A 16,952-nucleotide genomic window follows, 5' to 3' on the forward strand; every position below is an offset into this window, starting at 1 on the left:
GCGCCGCACGCACACTGGCCGGACCCTGCGACGCTGGAGGCACCGTGGCCAACGACCAGAGCACGACGACCGGCGCGATCGACCCGGGGCCGATCGTCGAGGCGCTCTACACCGACGGGATCACCGCGCTCCGCGGTGCCTTCCCGGTCGAGTGGGCGGACCGGATGGCCGAGGACGTCGAGGCGGCGTTCCAGGAGGCACGCAGCCGTCCGGACGGCGCCGTCGGGCGCGGGCCGAACCGCTGGTACGTCGAGATCCACCCCGAGCAGCTGCGCGGCTTCGTCGACCTGGTCACGCACCCGTGGGTGACGACGACCTGCCGCGCGGTGCTCGGCGACGACTACGAGATCGTCGAGGTGGGGTTCGACACCCCCTACCCGGGGGCCGTCGACCAGCCGTGGCACCGCGACTTCCCGATGCCCGAGGAGACGCGCCGCGACCGCCGGCTCACGTCGCTCGCCTTCAACCTCACCTGCGTCGACACGACCGAGGACATGGGGCCGTTCGAGATCGCGCCCGGCACCCAGTGGGACGACAGCCCGGAGTTCGAGCACGGCATGTTCCCCCCGAAGAGCCACTACGACCGGTATCGGTCGCTCGCGGTCCGCAAGATGCCGCAGCGGGGTGACATCTCGGTCCGGTCCGCCCTGACGATCCACCGGGGCACGACGAACCACTCGCAGCGGGCCCGTCCGGTCCTCGTGCTCGGCGTCGACGCGCCGGGGGCGGGCAACGCGGAGCACCACGACCTCGCGGTGACGCACGGCTACTGGGCGGCCCTGCCGCAGGCGGTCCGCGATCACCTGCGCTGCCCCGTCGTCGACGAGCTGACACCGATCACGCAGAAGCACACCATCGAGGGGCTCGTCATGGGCGACGCCGAGTGAGTGCGCCGTCGCCGGCTCAGGCCCCGGCCGACTCGTAGCGGCGCAGCCCCCGGCGGAACAGCCAGATCCCCATGCCCACGCAGTAGGCGGCGACGAGCGGCGTGAGCAGCCCGACCCACGCCGACGTGCCGTGCCCGAGCACCGCGGCGGCGGGGAAGAACGACACGAACGCGAACGGCAGGACGAACGTGATGACGGCGCGGATCCCGAGCGCGTAGATCGTGATCGGGAACCGCGCGAGCTCGCCGAGCGAGTGCAGCGAGAACGCGAACGTCGAGAAGGGCGCGTTGATCCAGAACGCCGAGGCGTTCGAGGCGAGGTTGAGCCCGATCTTCACGGCGATCCCGCTGAGCAGCAGCACGAGGGCCAGCACGACCTTGCCGACGCTCCACGCGACGTCGACCTGCTGCACGGCCGCGACCAGCAGGGCGATGCCCATGGTGATGTTGCCCAGCCCGTTGAGGCCGACGTCGATGCTCATGACTTGGAGCACGGGCGAGAACGGGCGCAGGAGCACGCGGTCGAGCTCGCCCTGGTTGACCAGCCACGCGAGCCGCCAGGTGCCCTCGAAGAACAGCGAGCCCACGCCCTCGGCCAGGTAGACCATCGCGTAGACGATGACGATCTCCCAGAAGCCCCACCCGTTGATGTCGGGGATGCGGCGGAAGACCGTCCAGAGGAACACGAGCCCGACGCCCTGCGTGAGCACCGCGGCGAGCATGAGGATCCAGAAGTCGGCCTCGTACTCCATGACCGAGCGGATCTTCGCGCCGAGGCTGCGTCGGTAGAGCCAGAGGGCGCGGCGTACCGGCCCACGCACGACGGCGGGCCGGTCGGCCACCGCGGCCGACGGCGGGATCCCGGTCCGGGCCGGGCGCGGCTCAGCCACCGTGCACCGTCAGCCGGCGCGACGCGGCCCGCCACGCGGCGCGCGCCGCCCACCACAGGACGACGGTCCAGCCGAGCTGCGCCCCCAGGCGCCACCACAGCTCGGCGCCCTCGAGGCGGCCGAGGTAGACCATCGCGGGCGTGTAGGCCATCGCCTGGAACGGCAGCACCTCGGCGACCAGCCGCAGCCAGTCCGGGAAGAAGACGAGCGGCACCATGGCGCCCGAGAAGAGCTGCTGGAGCGCCATCCGCGCCCAGTTGACGCCCATGTAGCTCTGCGTCCAGAAGCACAGCAGGCCGCTCATGTAGACGACCGAGAACTTCAGCGGCACGACGGCGGCCATGCTCACCGCGAAGAGGGCCAGGCGGTCGGGCGGGGGGACGGGCACGCCGCCGAACACGAGCAGCGCCCCCGTGACGACGACGACGCACGCGACGACCTCGAACGCCGCGAACCCGAGCGTCTCCGCGAGGCGGGCGCGCTGGTAGTCCACGGGCTTCGTCAGGTCGACCGCGACGGCGCCGTCCTGGATGCGCAGCGCCATGCGCCAGTCCGTGTACGTCGAGACGACGGTCCCCGACACGAAGCCGACGAGCAGGTACGCCTTCATGTCCGGCCACGCGAACCCGAGCGCGCTGCCGTCCTCGCGCAGGATCGTGCGCCACAGGTAGAGCAGCGAGAGCAGCAGGAACATGCTGCCGAGCAGGCCGAGGAAGAACTGGAGCCGGTAGGCGAGCAGGCTCTTGAACGCGGCCGCGGCCATCGCCCGGTAGGCGCGCAGCGGGACGTGGGCACCGGCCGGGCGCGCCGGAGCCGACGGCGCCTCGACGACCGCGCTCACGACGACGCCGTGCGGGCCGGCCCCGGCGCGTCCGCGGGCGGCGCCGCGTCGCCGTGCTCGAGCTCGAGCTCGCCGAGGTAGACCTTGCGGATGACGTCCTCGATCGCGGGCTCCTGGATCGCGACGTCCTGGACCTCGGCGGCGCCGAGCACCGCGGTGAGCACCTGGCCCGCGTCGAGCACGAACCGGTCGAAGCGCACCTCGACCTCGCGCTCGTGCTCCCCGGCGGTCACCGTCGCGCCCGGCACCGCGGCGGCGAGCGGGGCGAGCGACGCCAGGGGCTCGCGGAGCTGGAAGGTGATCGCCCGGTCCCGCGCGTAGCGGTCCGTCACGGCCGCGAGCGGGCCGTCGAAGATGGTGCGGCCGCCGTCGATGATGACGATGCGCCGGCAGATGTCCTGGATGTCGCCGAGGTCGTGCGTCGTGAGCATGACCGTGGTGCCGCCGTCGACGAGCTCCTTGACGAAGGCCCGGACCCGGTCCTTGACCGAGATGTCGAGGCCGATCGTCGGCTCGTCGAGGTAGACGATCCGCGGGTCGTGCAGCAGCGCGGCCGCGAGGTCCGCCCGCATGCGCTGGCCGAGCGACAGCTTGCGCGCCATCTGCGGCAGGAACTCGCCGATGCCGAGGATCGCGTCGAACCGCTCGAGCCGCTCGCGGTACTCGCGCTCGCCGAGGCCGTACATGTCCCTCAGCAGGCCGAGCGACTCGCGGACCGGCAGGTCCCACCACAGCTGCGTGCGCTGGCCGAAGACGACGCCGATCTGCCGCGCGTTCTCGATCCGGCGCTCGTGCGGCACGAGGCCGCCGACCCGGACCTCGCCGGCCGTCGGCACGAGGATGCCTGTGAGCATCTTGATCGTCGTGGACTTGCCCGCGCCGTTGGGGCCGACGTAGGCGACCGCCTCGCCCGCCTCGATCGACAGGTCCACGTGGTCGACGGCGACCTGCTCGGTGAACCGGCGCTGGACCAGGTGCTTGAGCGAACCGGCGAGACCCGGGTCCTTGTCCGCGCGGCGGAAGACCTTGGTCAGCTGGGTGGCTTCGATGAGTGGCATCGCTCCCGATCGTGCCAGCGCCGGGTGACACGGGTCACCGTCTTTACCGGTCAATCTCACGACGCGGTCGGCCCTCGAGTTGTGGGCGCCGCCGGACGGGTTCATGGTGCTGGGCGGGCCGTGCGCCGGACCGCCGCTGGACCGTCTCGAGGGGGAGATCATGACCGACCGTGCTCGCGCGGGGGAGACGGCGACGCTGCCGGTCCCTCCGCAGGACCCGACCCTGCCGCCCGTCGCGCTGGACGCCGACGTCGTCGAGGCGGAGCACCGCCGCTGGACGCCCGCGCGCATCGCGCTGTGGACGGCGATCGCCCTGCTCGGCGGCGTCGCGTGGGTGGTCCTCGCCGTCGTCCGCGGCGAGACCGTCAACGCGATCTGGTTCGTCTTCGCGGCGGTGTGCACCTACCTCATCGCGTACCGCTTCTACTCGCGCTACATCGAGCGCCACCTGCTGCGCCCGGACGACCGGCGCGCGACGCCCGCCGAGTACAAGGCCGACGGCAAGGACTACGTCGCAACCGACCGGCGCGTCCTCTTCGGCCACCACTTCGCGGCCATCGCCGGCGCCGGGCCGCTCGTCGGGCCCGTGCTCGCGGCGCAGATGGGCTACCTTCCCGGGACGATCTGGATCATCGTCGGCGTCGTGCTCGCGGGCGCCGTCCAGGACTACCTGGTGATGTTCTTCTCGATGCGCCGCGGCGGTCGCTCGCTCGGGCAGATGGCGCGCGACGAGCTCGGCGTCGTCGGCGGCACGGCTGCGCTCCTCGCGACGCTCGTCATCATGATCATCATCGTGGCGATCCTCGCGCTCGTCGTCGTCAACGCGCTCGCCGAGAGCCCGTGGGGCGTCTTCTCGGTCGCCATGACCATCCCCATCGCACTCTTCATGGGCGTCTACCTGCGCTTCCTCCGCCCGGGCAAGGTCACCGAGGTCTCGCTCATCGGCTTCGTCCTGCTGCTCGCGGCCATCGTGGGCGGCGGCGTCATCGCCGACACCGCGTGGGGCGCCGACGTCTTCACGCTCGACAAGGTCTCCATCGCGTGGGGCATCGTCGTCTACGGCTTCGTCGCCGCGATCCTGCCCGTGTGGCTGTTGCTCGCGCCGCGCGACTACCTGTCGACGTTCATGAAGATCGGCACGATCGTCATGCTCGCGGTCGCGATCGTCGTCGTGCGGCCCGTGCTCGAGGTCCCGGCGATCAGCGAGTTCGCGCGCAACGGCCAGGGTCCCGTGGTCGCCGGGTCGCTCTTCCCGTTCCTCTTCGTGACGATCGCGTGCGGCGCGCTGTCCGGGTTCCACGCGCTCATCTCGTCGGGCACCACGCCCAAGCTCGTCGAGAAGGAGCGCCAGACGCGCCTCATCGGCTACGGCGGCATGCTCATGGAGTCGTTCGTCGCGATCATGGCGCTCGTCGCGGCGCTCTCGATCGACCGTGGGATCTACTTCGCGATGAACGCCTCGGGCGCGGCGACCGGCGGCACCGTCGAGGGCGCCGTCGCCTTCGTCAACGGGCTGGGCCTCACGGGCGTCGAGCTCACGCCGGAGATGCTCACGCAGACCGCCGAGGACGTCGGCGAGGAGACGATCGTCTCGCGCACCGGCGGCGCGCCGACCCTGTCCGTGGGCCTCGCGCACATCATGCAGCAGCTCGTCGGGGGCAGCGGGATGATGGCGTTCTGGTACCACTTCGCGATCATGTTCGAGGCGCTGTTCATCCTCACCGCGGTCGACGCCGGCACGCGCGTCGCGCGCTTCATGCTCCAGGACTCGATCGGCAACGTCGTCCCGCGCTTCCGCGACACGTCGTGGCGACCGGGCGCCTGGCTCGCGACGGCGGTCATGGTCGGCGCCTGGGGCGCGGTGCTCCTCATGGGCGTGACGGACCCGCTCGGGGGGATCAACACGCTCTTCCCGCTCTTCGGCATCGCGAACCAGCTGCTCGCCGCGATCGCGCTCGCGGTGTGCATGGCGATCGTCGCCAAGCAGCAGCGCTTCCGGTACCTGTGGGTCGTCGTCCTGCCGCTCGGATTCGCGGCCGCGGTGACGATCACGGCGTCGTTCCAGAAGATCTTCTCGCCCGTCCCGGCCATCGGGTACTTCGCGCAGAACCGCGCGTTCGCCGACGCGCTCGCGGCCGGCGAGACGAGCTTCGGCACCGCGACGAGCGTCGAGGCGATGCGCGCCGTGGTGCGCAACACGATGATCCAGGGCGTGCTGTCGATCGTCTTCGTGACGCTCGCGATCGTCGTCATCCTCACGGCCGCGTGGGCGACCTGGCGCTCCTACCGCTCGGGCCACGCGGCGAGCGCCGAGGACCCGCCGTCGGCGTCGCGGATCTACGCCCCCGCCGGTCTCGTCACGACGCCGCCCGAGAAGGCGCTCGAGGCGCGGTGGCAGGAGCACGAGGCCGCGCACCCGCGCCCGCGGGCGAGGAGCCACGGATGAGCGCGACGACCGCCCGACCCGGCCCCCGTGCGCGGCGGGGGATCGGCTGGTTCCTCCGCGGCCTGCTGGGCGAGGACGCCTACGAGCGGTACCTCGAGCACGAGGCCGCGCACGGCCGGGGCCCGGGCGACCCGGGCGTCATGTCCGCGCGGGAGTTCTGGCGCGACCGGACGGACCGGCAGGACCGGGAGCCGCAGGGCCGCTGCTGCTGACCGGCTCGCGGGCCGTCGGGCGTCCCGCGGTGGCGGCGGCGCGCGAGGCGGGCGTGGCCGGGGAGGGCTCCGATGCGGCGGGCAGCGTCACGAGCCGCGCGCCGAACCACGCGACGTCGTCGGCGTCATGGGTGACGAGGACCGTGGTCCGACGGGCGCAGCGCTCGCGCACGAGGGTGCGGGTGAGCCGCCGCGCGCGCCCGTCGAGGCCCGTGAACGGCTCGTCGAGCACCACGAGGTCGGCGTCGGTGAGCAGTGCGCGCACGACGGCGACGCGCCGGCGCTGCCCGCCCGAGAGCGTCCGGACCGGCGCGGTGAGGTCCGCGCCCGTGAGGCCGGTCGCGACGAGCGCGTCGACGACGTGACCGGTCGGCACGGCGCGCGGCAGCACGAGGCGCACGTTGCCCACGGCGTCGAGGTGCCCGACGAGGCGGTCCTCCTGGAACACGGCCGCCCGCGCGAGCCCGGTCAGGCCCTCGACCGTGCCCGACGTCGGCTCCACGAGGCCGAGCAGCACCCGCGCGAGCGTCGTCTTGCCCGAGCCGTTGGGGCCCATGACGGCCGTCGCGCTCGCGTCCGGCAGGTCGAGGTCGAGCCCGTCGAGCACGGCGCGCCCGCCGAGCTCCACGCCGACCCCGCGTAGCCGGATCACCGGGTCACCTCCGCCCGGGCGGGGCGCCGGCCGAGGGTGCCCCGCCGGGGACCCGCCGCGCGAGCACCACCACGAGCCGCTCGCACGCCATGCCCAGGAGGACGACGACGAGCGTCCACGCGAGCACGTCGGCCGTGCTGAGGAACAGCTTCGCGTCGTAGAGCCGCTCGCCGATGCTGCCGTCCGGCAGACCGATGACCTCGGCCGCGACGCCGCTGCGCCAGGCGAGGCCGACGCCGATCCGGCAGGCCGCGACGAGGAACGGCGCGACCGCGGGGAGGTCGACCGCGCGCACGCGGCGCAGCGCCGGGACGCGGAACACGCGCGCCACCTCGAGCAGCGCGCCGTCGCGCGCGCGGATCCCCGCGAGCACGTTGAGCTGCACGACGGGCAGCACCATGAGCGCGCTGACGACGAGCGCGAGGCGCCCGCTGTCCGCCCAGAGCAGCACCAGGATGATGAAGCTCACGACCGGCGTGCTCCGGACGGCCCCGAGCAGAGGCGCCGTGAGCGCGTCGACGAGCGGCGCCGCCGCGGCCGCGACGGCGAGCAGCGTGCCCGCGACGACGCCGAGCGCGAAGCCGCCCCCGACCCGCAGCGACGTGTGCGCGACGGTGGCCCAGAAGTCCGCCGTCGGCGCGATCTCGCCCAGCCGCACGAGGACGTCCATCGGCCCCACGAGCAGCACGTCGCGACCGACGGCGACGGCCGCGCCCTGCCACACGAGCAGCCAGACGCCGACGGCGAGCGGCGTGCGCCAGCGCCGCCACGGCGACTCCCGTCGCGCCGCCGCGACGGTCACGGCCGGGGCGCCCGCGTCAGGGAGCGAGGTAGAAGTCGTCACCGGGCATGCTCCCCCCGACCGAGGCCGGGTCCGCGGCGTGCAGCACCGCGAGGTAGCCCTCGAGGGCGTCGCGCAGCGCGGCGCCCTCGAGGTGCTCGAGGCCCGACGCCGGGATCGCGGCCTCGGCCACCGCGGGCGACGGCGCGATGCCCGCCGCCACGACGAGCGGCGCGGCGTCGGCCGGGTGGGCCGCGACCCACGCGCCGGACGCCTCGATCTCGTCGAGGACGCCCGCGACGAGGTCGGGGTGCTCCTCGGCGAACGCGCGCCGCACGACGACGACGCTCGTGACGATGCGCGAGTCGGGGTGCACCTGCGCCCACACGTCGGTGAGGCTCAGCGCACGGCGCACCTCGGGGTGCCCGAGCGTGAGAGCGGTCGCGTACGGCTGGGGCAGCACCGCGATCGCGCCGGGCTCGCTCGCGAGCCGCGCCGCGACCTCCGTCGCCTCGCTCGAGAACTCGACCGCGACGTCGACGCCCGGCTCGAGCCCGCTGCCACGCAGGAGGTCGGCGAGGACGTGCTCGGGCGCCGTGCCCTTGCCAGGGCTGAGGACCGTGCGTCCGGCGAGGTCGCCGATCGCGTGCACGGTGTCGCCGTGCTCGAGGACCTCGAGCGTGCCGAGGCTCGACGTCGCCGCGACCTGGATCGCGCCGTCCGTGCCCGCGGTCCGCGCGTGCAGCACCGCCGCGAGGTTCGCGGGCAGCAGGGCGACGTCGACCTCGCCCTGGACGATCCTCGGCACCACCTCGTCGGGCGTCCCGTAGGTCGTCATCGCGTAGTCGTGCGCGGCCGTGCCGGCCTCGACGTCGCGCGCGAGGCCGACGAGCGCCATCGTCGTGGGGCCGCGCAGCGACGCGACGCGCACGGTGGGCTCCACCTCGACGACGGCGGCGACGGCGTCGTCGGGCGTGGGCGCAGGGTCCGGCTGGCCCGCCGCGCCCCCGCAGCCCGCGAGCACGGCCGCGGCGAGCGCGCCCGCCGCGAACGCGGCGACCCCACGCCGTCCGAGCCGCGGGGCGAGCGCCCGCCGGCCCGTGCTCACGGCCGGACCGGGGCGTAGGAGGTGTGCAGCAGCTCGTGCGCGAGCGGCGAGCCGGGCTCGCCGTAGAACTCGTCGTAGAGCCGCAGGAGGTCGGGGTTCTCCTGCGAGCGCCGGTGCTCCGAGCGTCGGTCGATCTCGACGAGCACGCCCTGGCGCTCGGGCAGCTCCGAGGAGCGCTCGGGCAGCGGCTGCCCGGCGCCGTTGATGCACCCGCCGGGGCACGCCATGACCTCGACGAGGTCGTAGCCCACGTCCTCGCCCGCGAGGATGCGCCGCACGAGGCCGTCGACGTTGCCGAGGCCGGAGATCACGGCGACCCGCAGCGTCGCGTCGCCCGCGACGACCGTCGCCTCCTTGAACCCCTCGAGCCCGCGCACCTCGTGGAAGTCGAGCCGCCCGGGCAGGTCGCCCGTGAGGCGCTCGACGGCGAGCCGCAGCGCGGCCTCCGCGACGCCGCCGGACGCCCCGAACAGGACGCCCGCCCCGCTCACCTGCGCGTACGGCGGGTCGAACGCGCCCGGGACGACGTCGGCCGCCTCGAGGCGCAGCGTGTCCGCCATCTCGAGCAGCTCGGTCGTCGTGAGCACGGAGTCGACGTCGGGCCGGCCGTCGCGCGCGAGGCCGGGACGCACCGCCTCGTCCTTCTTCGCGAGGCACGGGACGATCGAGACGACGTGCAGGGTCGCGGGGTCGAGGCCGGCCTGGCGCGCGTAGTGCTGCCGCACCGTCGCGCCCATCATCTGCTGCGGCGACCGGCAGCTCGACAGGTGCGGGATCATCCCCGGCCACCGCCGCTCGACGAGCGACACCCAGCCCGGGCAGCACGACGTGAACAGGGGCATGACGCCGCCGCCGGTGACGCGGCCGAGCAGCTCGGTGGTCTCCTCGAGCACCGTGAGGTCGGCCGCGAACGCGAAGTCGAAGACGCGGTCGAAGCCGACGCGGCGCAGCAGGCCCGCGACGAAGGCCGAGGCGTCGGCGGGCGCGACGCCGTACCGGGCGGCCACCACGGTCCGCACGGCCGGCGCGACGAACCCCACGACGACGGTGCCCGGGTCGTTCATCGCGCGGAAGACGTCCCCCGTGGCGCGGACGTGGTCGAGCGCGCCGCACGGGCACGCGCGCACGCACTGCCCGCACGAGACGCAGTCGGTCGCGCCGAGCGGGAGGTCGTCGAGCGTCCCCACGACGAGTCGCCCGTCGCGCATGCGCAGGTCGAGCACGCCGACGCCCTCGATCTCGGCGCACGCGGCCACGCACAGGCCGCACGCGATGCACTTGTTGGGGTCGCGCACGATGAACGCGTGGTCCCGCTGCACGGGCACGCGCGGCCGGACGTGCAGCGGCGGCAGCCACACGACCCCGGCCGCGGACGCCTCGCGCCGCAGGGGGCACGTGTCGCGGGTCGAGCAGCCGCACTCGAGGCACCGCGCGGCCTCGGCGCGCGCCTGCGCCTCGGTCAGCCCGGTCTCCACCTCGACGAACGACCCGACGCGCTGGGGCACCGGGACCGTGGGCATGACGGTGCGGGGGATGCGCGGCTCGTCCTCCCACTCGTGCCGGTCGAGGTCCTCGAGGGTGCCGCGGCTGCACGCGTAGTCCGTCGCCTCGGGCTCGACCCGGCCCGTGCGGACCAGCTGGTCGATCGCCGACGCGGCGCGCCGTCCCGCCGCGACGGCCTGGATCACCGTCGCTGGCCCGGTCACGCAGTCCCCGCCCGCCAGCACGCCGGGCACGTCCGTCTCGAGCGTGCCGCCGTCGACGCGCACGTCGCCCCAGCGGTCGGTGCCCACGGCTACGTCCCCCGCGAGCCCGCCCGCGACGACCGCGGCGTCGGTGCTCTGCCCGACGGCGCCGATCACGGTGTCGGCGACGAGCACGTGCTCGCTGCCCACGACCGGCACGGGCCGCCGCCGGCCGCTCGCGTCGGGCTCGCCGAGCGCCATGCGCACGCAGTGGACCTCCAGGCGGCCGCCCGCCGCGGCGATGCGCGTCGGCGCGGTGAGGAGCACGAGCTCGACGCCCTCGGCGAGCGCGTCGGCGACCTCGTGCGGCTCGGCGGGCATCTCGTCGCGGCCGCGCCGGTAGACGAGCGTGACGTGGGTCGCGCCGCCGCGCAGCGCGGTGCGCGCGCAGTCCACGGCGGTGTTCCCGCCGCCGACGACGACGGTCGCGCCGAGCGGCACGCGCACGCCGTTCGTCACGTCCTCGAGGTACTCGATCCCGCGGTGCACGCCGGGCAGGTCCTCGCCCTCGACGCGCAGCGGCGTCGGGCGCCACGACCCGATCGCCAGGTAGACGGCGTCGTGGTCGCGGCGCAGGTCCGCGAGGCGCAGCGGCGTCGGGCGCCCCGACCCGATCGCCAGGTAGACGGCGTCGTGGTCGCGGCGCAGGTCCGCGAGGCGCAGGTCGGCGCCGAGCGTGCGCCCGGTGACGATCTCGACGCCCAGCGCGCGCACGACGTCGACGTCGTGGTCGAGCGCGTCCGTCGGGAGCCGGTAGTCGGGGATGCCGTACCGGAGCATGCCGCCGGGGCGGTCCTGCTTCTCGTAGACCGTGACCGCGTGGCCCGCGATCGCGAGGTAGTAGGCCGCGGCGAGGCCGGACGGCCCGGACCCCACGACGGCGACGCGCCTGCCGCTCGGCGGCGCGACCGCGGGCAGCCAGGGCTGCTCGCGCGCGCGGTCCCAGTCGGCTGCGAACCGCTTGACCGCGTTGATGGCGACGGGCTCGTCGACGAGCGACCGGCGGCACGCCTCCTCGCACGGGTGGGGGCACACGCGCCCGCACACCGACGGGAACGGGTTGCGGTCCTTGATGACGCGCAGCGCCGCCTCGTGGTTGCCCTCGGCGACGAGGCGCAGGTAGGTCTGGACATCGACGGAGCCGGGGCACGCGGCGACGCACGGCGCGACGCAGTCGCCGTCGTGGTCGCACAGGAGGGTCTCGAGGCGCGCGGTCCGGTAGGCCTCGATCGCGGGCGTGCTGGTGCGCACGACCATGCCCGGGCGCGCGGGCGTCCGGCACGCCTGGAGGCGGCGCGGCGGCCCGTCGACGTCCTCCACCTCGACCACGCACAGCCCGCACGTGCCGTGGGGCCGGTCGAGCCGGACGTCGTCGCACAACCCCGGCACGTCGACGCCGGCGTCGCGCAGCGCCGCGTGGAGCGTCTGGCCCGGGTGCACCGGGACGGGTCGGCCGTCGGCCGTGAGCGTCGGCAGCGGCGCGTGCGCCGGCTCGCTCGGGGGTGGCTGCCTGTGCACGTCGTCCTCCGTCGGACTCGGTCCCCGCCGCGTCGACGACGCCGGAGCCCGGCGGTCCACGAGACCGACGGTGCGTGCCGACGCTGGCACCTCCACGCTAGGCGCGCGGGTGGAGCACGGCGCCGGACCTCCGACCCAGGCCCTCGGGCCCAGGCGCGGCCGCGCGCCCTCGGCCGAGCGGAGGACCCGAGCGGGCGCTGGCGGGCGGGCGTGGGACCCTGGTGACCGTCGTCGGCGGGGGGGGGGGGCGCATGTCCGCGTGGGGCCTGGTGGTCGCGAAGGTGCTGCTCTACGCCGCCTTCCCGTTCTGCTTCGCGTTCTTCCGCCGGCCCGTGCGCCTCGTGCTCTGCTACGTGTACGTCGCGATGGTGCTGCTCGTGGGCGGCTTCTTCGGCTCGGTCTTCGCCGTCCCGCTCTCGGACCCGGTCACCCTCAGTGCGGGGAGCGTCCTCTACGGCGCGCTGATCCTCACGGCGTTCATGCTGGTCGCCGGCGGCCACGACCCACGGGTCATCCGCAACCTCGTCAAGATCGTGGTCGCGGTCAACGTGTTCAAGATCGCGCTCTTCTCGCTCACCGCGGAGGCGCTGCGCACGCCGGGCGTGGTCAACCGGTTCGGCGTGCTGCCCGAGGTGTTCACGGTCTCGCTGACCGTGGTGCTCGTGGGCGGTCTGCTCATCGTCGCCGAGCTCGCACTCATCGCCGTCGTGCTCGAGGCGGTGAAGTGGCGGGTGCGCGCCCGGGCGGCCCAGGCCGCCCTCCAGGTGCTCCTCTTCGTCGCGGTCCTCGTGCTCGACGGCGTGGTCTTCCCGGTGCTCCTCTTCGTCGCGGTCCTCGTGCTCGACGGCGTGGTCTTCCCGGTGCTCGCCGCGCCGACGTCCCCCGACCTGGGCGCGCTCGTCGCGGGAGGCGTCCAGGCGAAGCTCGTGCTCGCGCTCGCGTACGCGGTGCCCCTCCTCCTCTTCGTCCTGGTCCACGGGCGGCGGCGCGGCGACGAGGTCGGGGAGCCGTTCCGCTTCACCGAGCTGTTCTTCACGCCGCGCGACGACCTCCTGGTCGAGGTGCAGCGCCAGCACCGCGCGCTCGAGGCGGGCACCGAGCGCTACCGCCAGCTCGTCGAGTCCACCGCGGACGCCGTCGTCGCGCTCACGCCGGACGGACGCATCACCAGCTGGAACCCCGCCGCCGCCCGGCTGCACGGCGTCACCGAGGCGGGCGCTCTCGGACGCCACTGGAGCACGCTGCTGCCGCGGCTCGACCGCGCCGAGGTCGACGCGCGCCTGGCGACGGTGCTCGGCGGACGCAAGGTGAGCGACGTCGAGACGGATCTCGACGCGCCCGACGGCGGTCGCACCTACGTCTCGCTGACGATCTCGCCCGTCCGCGACGACGGCCGCGTGGTCGGGGTGTCGGTGTTCGGGCGCGACACCACGGAGCGCCACCGCATGCAGGAGGCCCTCGCGCACCAGGCGCTGCACGACTCGCTCACCGGGCTGCCGAACCGGACCCTCCTCGTGGACCGGCTCGAGCAGGCCCTCGCGGCGGGGCGCGCGCGGGGGCGCCGACGGCCGTCCTGTTCCTCGACCTCGACCAGTTCAAGATGGTCAACGACAGCTCGGGGCACCACGTGGGTGACGAGCTGCTCGTCCTCGTCGCCGAGCGGCTCGGCTCGTCGGTGCGGCCGGGCGACACGGTCGCGCGCCTGGGCGGCGACGAGTTCGTGCTGCTGTGCCCGGGCCTGGACGCCGACGCGGCCCTCGCCGTGGGCCACCGCGTCCTCGACGACTTCGGCACCGGGTACTCCTCCCTCGCCTACCTGCGGCGCCTGCCCGTGGACCGGTTGAAGGTCGACCGCCCGTTCACGCGGGGGGTCGCGGGCTCGTCGGAGGACCTCGCGGTCGTGTCGTCCGTCGTCCAGCTCGCGCGTGCCCTCGGGCTGCGCACGGTCGCCGAGGGGGTCGAGACCGCGGAGCAGCGCGACGTGCTCACGGTCATGGGCTGCGAGACGGCCCAGGGGTACCTCTGGAGCCCGGCCCTGCCGATGGCCGACCTGGCCGCCTGGAGCGCGGCGCGAGCGGGCTGACCTCCGGCGCGACCCGGTCAGGCGGTCGGGCCCCGGCCCGCCGCGTGGCGGCGGAGGTAGGCGGCGTCGTCGTTGACGTAGGCGTAGTACAGGCCGATGAGCAGCCCGCCGCCGAGGAAGTTGCCGAGCAGGGCGATGCCCAGGTTCGCCGCCGCGAGCCCGACGTCGATGCCGTCGCGCAGGCCGACGATCGTGAAGAGGACCGTGTTCGCGACCGAGTGCTCGAGCCCGAGGAACGCGAAGATGAAGACGGACATGATCATGGCGAGGCTGCGCGTGAGGTCGTCCTTGATGATCCCGTTGTAGACCAGCAGCATCGCGACGTTGATGAGGAAGTTGCACAGGATCGCGCGCACCAGGAGGTCGCCCCAGCCCGCCGCGCCCTCCGTGATGTACGCGAGCTTGTGGTCGACCGAGGCGACCATCTCGTCGTGCGGCGCGCCGTCGAGCAGCGTCGAGAACCGCAGGAGCACCGCGACGACGACGCCGCCGAGCAGGTTGCCGAGGTAGCACAGGCCGAGGACGCGCAGGGCCTTGGACCACGACGTCCGGCGGTAGTAGGCGCCGATCGAGACGATCATCATGTTCGACGTCAGGAGCTCGGACTTCGTGTAGTAGATGAAGACGAGCGCCCAGCCGAACGCCAGCGCGCCCGCGATCCGGCCGAGCGGGCGGAGCGTCGAGCCGCCCACGTCGACAGCGTCGAACGCCGCGATGACCGCGTAGTTGGTCGCGTAGAGGACGCCGATGATGAAGCCGGCCATCGCGGCGCGCTGGAGGTAGCGCCGCGCGAGGTCGCCCGACATCGCCGTCTTGGTCTCGAGGGCCTCGAGCGCCGTGCTGATGAAGTGCTTGCCCGGGAAGAGCGCGGCGTGGTCGGCGGCCATGACGCCTAGATTCCCACGGCGCGACCCGCGGCGGACGGCTCGACGTCCCGGGTGGACGCCGCGTCGGTGTGATCCGCGGGCTGGCACTGTGGGGGCATGGACCGCACGCCGCTCGTGGACGCCGCCGCCCTGCTCGCCCGCCTCGGCCAGGACGGGCCGCCGCTGCTGCTCGACGTCCGCTGGACGCTCGCGGGAGCGGACGGCGACGCCTACCGCGCCGGGCACCTGCCCGGGGCCGTCTTCTGCGACCTCGACGCCGACCTCGCGGCGGCGCCCGGGGAGGGCGGCCGTCACCCGCTGCCCGACCCGGAGGACCTCGTCGCGACGCTGCGCCGCCTGGGCGTGGGCCCGTCCCGCGACGTCGTCGTGTACGACGGCGGCTCGGGCGCCGCGGCCGCGCGCGCGTGGTGGGTGCTGCGCTGGGCGGGGCACGACCGGGTCGCGGTCCTCGACGGCGGCCTGCCCGCCTGGGTCGCGGCGGGCGGTCCGCTCGAGGCGGGCGACGTCGCCCCGGTGCCGGCGCCGGACGCCGTCGTGCGGCCCGGCGGGCTGCCGACGGCCGGCGCGGACGACGTGCTCGCGGGCCGGGCCGGCACCCTGCTCGACGCGCGCGCCGCCGAGCGCTACCGCGGCGAGACGGAGCCGATCGACCCGGTCGCCGGGCACGTCCCGGGCGCGCTCTCGCGCCCGACGTCGACCGTCTACGGGCCGGACGGCCGGTTCCTCGCGGCGGCGGAGCTGCGCGAGGTGCTCGCGGTCGATGGTCCCGCGACCGCGTACTGCGGCTCGGGCGTGACGGCGGCGCAGCTCGTGCTCGCCGGGGAGGTCGCGGGCGTGGACCTCGCGCTCTACCCGGGCTCGTGGTCCCACTGGGTCCGCGACCCGTCCCGCCCGGTCGCCACGGGCGCGGACCCGGGGTCCCTCACGACCACCTGAGCGGGAGCACCCACGGCGGAGGGTTCGGCTCGGATGGCGACCCGAACCCTCCGCGGGTCGACCGCACCGGCGCAGGGCGGGCTCAGACCACGCCCACCGCGCACCAGGCCGCGGCCGTGAGGTCGAAGGGCGGCTCGGGGAGCAGCTCCGCGCACCGCCGGCGCAGGGCGTCTCGTGCGTCCGCGTCGAGGCGCGCCACGTACGCGCCGGCCGGACCGACGCCGAGCGTGAACGGCTCCCACCACGCGTCGGCCGACGCGAAGGCGACGTCGACCGCGAGGCGCGACCCCTGGACGTCGCGCAGGCCCGCCTCCTCGAACAGCTCGACGAGGTGTCCCTCGCGGGCGCCGGCGAGCGTCGCCTCCCCCGGGGCGTCCGGGTCGAGGTCGTGCACCGCGTCCCAGAACGTCGTGAGCGGGCTCCCGCCGCCCGCGTGGTCCCACACGCACGCCGCGACGACGCCCCCGGGCCGGGTCACGCGCGCCATCTCGGCGATGCCGCGCACCGGGTCGCTCATGAAGTGCACGACGAGCTGCGCGAGGGCCCGGTCGACGGTGTCGTCGGCGAACGGCAGCGCCTCCGCGACGCCCTCGACCACCTGCACGCCGGGGAAGCGCGCCCGGGTCGCGGCGACGAACGGCGGCGACGGGTCGACCGCGACGACGGCGTCCTCGCCGAGCCGCGCGACGAGCTCGGCGGTGAGCGCCCCCGGGCCGCAGCCGACGTCGGCGGCGCGGTGGCCGGGTCGGACGTCGGCCGCGTCGGCGAGGTGCGCCGCGAGCGGCTCCGAGAAGCGGCCCATGAAGCGCCCGTACGCGTCGGCGGAGACGGCGAAGCTCACCGGGTGAACCTACGCCGCGGGTCGGGTGCCCCGGAAGGCTCCGGTCGCGCGCACGGCCCATCGCGCCA

The 16,952-nt window shown here is 74.8% G+C and carries 14 protein-coding genes and 2 pseudogenes; 7 read left to right on the top strand and 9 right to left on the bottom strand.

Annotation, left to right across the window (positions count from 1 at the left end; translation table 11 throughout):
* The first annotated feature begins 44 nt into the window (after positions 1–44).
* Positions 45–887 carry a phytanoyl-CoA dioxygenase family protein gene (locus JIG38_RS07880; RefSeq protein ID WP_199423214.1) on the top strand — a complete coding sequence of 281 codons (843 nt, stop codon included), beginning with the start codon at positions 45–47 and terminating at the stop codon, positions 885–887.
* 16 nt (positions 888–903) lie between these two features.
* Here the strand turns inward: JIG38_RS07880 and JIG38_RS07885 are convergent, their stop codons facing one another.
* Genes JIG38_RS07885 through JIG38_RS07895 form a run of 3 tightly spaced genes read right to left on the bottom strand, consistent with a single transcriptional unit; the run spans position 904 to position 3,675 of the window.
* Positions 904–1,776, bottom strand: coding sequence for an ABC transporter permease (locus JIG38_RS07885; RefSeq protein ID WP_199423215.1), 873 nt, complete (start codon positions 1,774–1,776; stop codon positions 904–906).
* Positions 1,769–2,617 carry an ABC transporter permease gene (locus JIG38_RS07890; protein WP_199423216.1) on the bottom strand — a complete coding sequence of 283 codons (849 nt, stop codon included), beginning with the start codon at positions 2,615–2,617 and terminating at the stop codon, positions 1,769–1,771. The genes JIG38_RS07885 and JIG38_RS07890 overlap by 8 nt, the downstream gene beginning before the upstream one ends.
* Positions 2,614–3,675 (bottom strand): ABC transporter ATP-binding protein, encoded by a 1,062-nt coding sequence (locus tag JIG38_RS07895; protein WP_199423217.1) that lies wholly within the window; start codon positions 3,673–3,675, stop codon positions 2,614–2,616. The genes JIG38_RS07890 and JIG38_RS07895 overlap by 4 nt, the downstream gene beginning before the upstream one ends.
* Before the next feature lie 160 nt (positions 3,676–3,835).
* On the opposite strand from JIG38_RS07895, the gene JIG38_RS07900 reads away from it, so the two are divergent.
* Positions 3,836–6,121 carry a carbon starvation CstA family protein gene (locus JIG38_RS07900; RefSeq protein WP_199423218.1) on the top strand — a complete coding sequence of 762 codons (2,286 nt, stop codon included), beginning with the start codon at positions 3,836–3,838 and terminating at the stop codon, positions 6,119–6,121.
* Positions 6,118–6,333 carry a YbdD/YjiX family protein gene (locus JIG38_RS07905; protein WP_199423219.1) on the top strand — a complete coding sequence of 72 codons (216 nt, stop codon included), beginning with the start codon at positions 6,118–6,120 and terminating at the stop codon, positions 6,331–6,333. Before JIG38_RS07900 ends, JIG38_RS07905 begins: the two co-directional genes overlap by 4 nt.
* Here the strand turns inward: JIG38_RS07905 and JIG38_RS07910 are convergent.
* Genes JIG38_RS07910 through JIG38_RS07925 form a run of 4 tightly spaced genes read right to left on the bottom strand, consistent with a single transcriptional unit; the run spans position 6,260 to position 12,137 of the window.
* On the bottom strand, positions 6,260–6,985 hold the full coding sequence (locus tag JIG38_RS07910) for an ATP-binding cassette domain-containing protein (RefSeq protein ID WP_199423220.1): 726 nt from the start codon (positions 6,983–6,985) through the stop codon (positions 6,260–6,262). The genes JIG38_RS07905 and JIG38_RS07910 overlap by 74 nt on opposite strands.
* Positions 6,986–6,989: 4 nt before the next feature.
* On the bottom strand, positions 6,990–7,829 hold the full coding sequence (locus JIG38_RS07915) for an ABC transporter permease (protein ID WP_307844682.1): 840 nt from the start codon (positions 7,827–7,829) through the stop codon (positions 6,990–6,992).
* Positions 7,804–8,874 carry an ABC transporter substrate-binding protein gene (locus tag JIG38_RS07920; RefSeq protein WP_233404606.1) on the bottom strand — a complete coding sequence of 357 codons (1,071 nt, stop codon included), beginning with the start codon at positions 8,872–8,874 and terminating at the stop codon, positions 7,804–7,806. Before JIG38_RS07920 ends, JIG38_RS07915 begins: the two co-directional genes overlap by 26 nt.
* Complete coding sequence (locus JIG38_RS07925) at positions 8,871–12,137, bottom strand: FAD-dependent oxidoreductase (RefSeq protein WP_307844683.1); 3,267 nt, start codon at positions 12,135–12,137, stop codon at positions 8,871–8,873. Before JIG38_RS07925 ends, JIG38_RS07920 begins: the two co-directional genes overlap by 4 nt.
* A gap of 251 nt (positions 12,138–12,388) precedes the next feature.
* Here JIG38_RS07925 and JIG38_RS07930 point away from each other — a divergent pair.
* The 3 genes and pseudogenes from JIG38_RS07930 to JIG38_RS07935 all read left to right on the top strand — a co-directional run.
* Positions 12,389–13,585 (top strand): annotated as a pseudogene (locus JIG38_RS07930) (PAS domain-containing protein); the annotation flags it as partial.
* 152 nt (positions 13,586–13,737) lie between these two features.
* Positions 13,738–13,854, top strand: a pseudogene (locus JIG38_RS21240) (diguanylate cyclase domain-containing protein); the annotation flags it as partial.
* Between the two features lie 45 nt (positions 13,855–13,899).
* Complete coding sequence (locus JIG38_RS07935) at positions 13,900–14,220, top strand: EAL domain-containing protein (RefSeq protein WP_199423222.1); 321 nt, start codon at positions 13,900–13,902, stop codon at positions 14,218–14,220.
* 17 nt (positions 14,221–14,237) lie between these two features.
* Here JIG38_RS07935 and JIG38_RS07940 read toward each other — a convergent pair whose 3' ends face one another.
* Positions 14,238–15,107, bottom strand: coding sequence for a formate/nitrite transporter family protein (locus tag JIG38_RS07940; RefSeq protein WP_199423223.1), 870 nt, complete (start codon positions 15,105–15,107; stop codon positions 14,238–14,240).
* Positions 15,108–15,203: 96 nt separating this feature from the next.
* On the opposite strand from JIG38_RS07940, the gene JIG38_RS07945 reads away from it, so the two are divergent.
* The gene (locus tag JIG38_RS07945; protein ID WP_199423224.1) at positions 15,204–16,043 is read left to right on the top strand and encodes a sulfurtransferase; all 840 of its coding nucleotides are present in this window, start codon (positions 15,204–15,206) and stop codon (positions 16,041–16,043) included.
* 82 nt (positions 16,044–16,125) lie between these two features.
* On the opposite strand, the gene JIG38_RS07950 is transcribed toward JIG38_RS07945, so the two are convergent.
* On the bottom strand, positions 16,126–16,884 hold the full coding sequence (locus JIG38_RS07950; RefSeq protein WP_199423225.1) for a class I SAM-dependent methyltransferase: 759 nt from the start codon (positions 16,882–16,884) through the stop codon (positions 16,126–16,128).
* Positions 16,885–16,952: the final 68 nt, after the last annotated feature.

Source organism: Actinotalea solisilvae, from assembly GCF_016464425.1.
GTDB classification, from domain to species: domain Bacteria; phylum Actinomycetota; class Actinomycetes; order Actinomycetales; family Cellulomonadaceae; genus Actinotalea; species Actinotalea solisilvae.